General features: G+C 59.9%; 1 protein-coding gene. It reads left to right on the top strand.

The window, feature by feature from the left end:
• Positions 1 to 86: 86 nt before the first annotated feature.
• The coding region (locus SB679_RS24565) for a hypothetical protein (protein WP_410704891.1) at positions 87 to 267 on the top strand (181 nt) is incomplete at its 3' end.

Genomic DNA, 267 nt, shown 5'->3' with positions numbered 1-267 from the left:
CCATCCGGTCCCGTGACAAAGCACGGGCCCGGGCCCGGGCCGAAGATCATGTCCGTGCGGACATGAACCGGGTACTCGACCTACGCATGAGCGCGGATGCATCACGGAAAGAATCTTTTCCTGACCCCGCTAATGAAGAACGCGAAGTCGCGTTGATCGAATCCTTCGCTAAGCTGCTGGCCGATACGGCCTCCTCCTCGATCCGGTCGATTGAAGACGCAGTACACGTCCAACTCGGCTCTAAGCGTCAGGCTGGCACCTCTGACC

Origin of the sequence: Chryseobacterium sp. SIMBA_029, from assembly GCF_046535275.1 — a bacterium.
Lineage (GTDB): Bacteria > Bacteroidota > Bacteroidia > Flavobacteriales > Weeksellaceae > Chryseobacterium.
The sequence above is the reverse complement of the archived record's forward strand: the minus strand, read 5'-3'. Positions and strand labels throughout refer to the sequence as shown.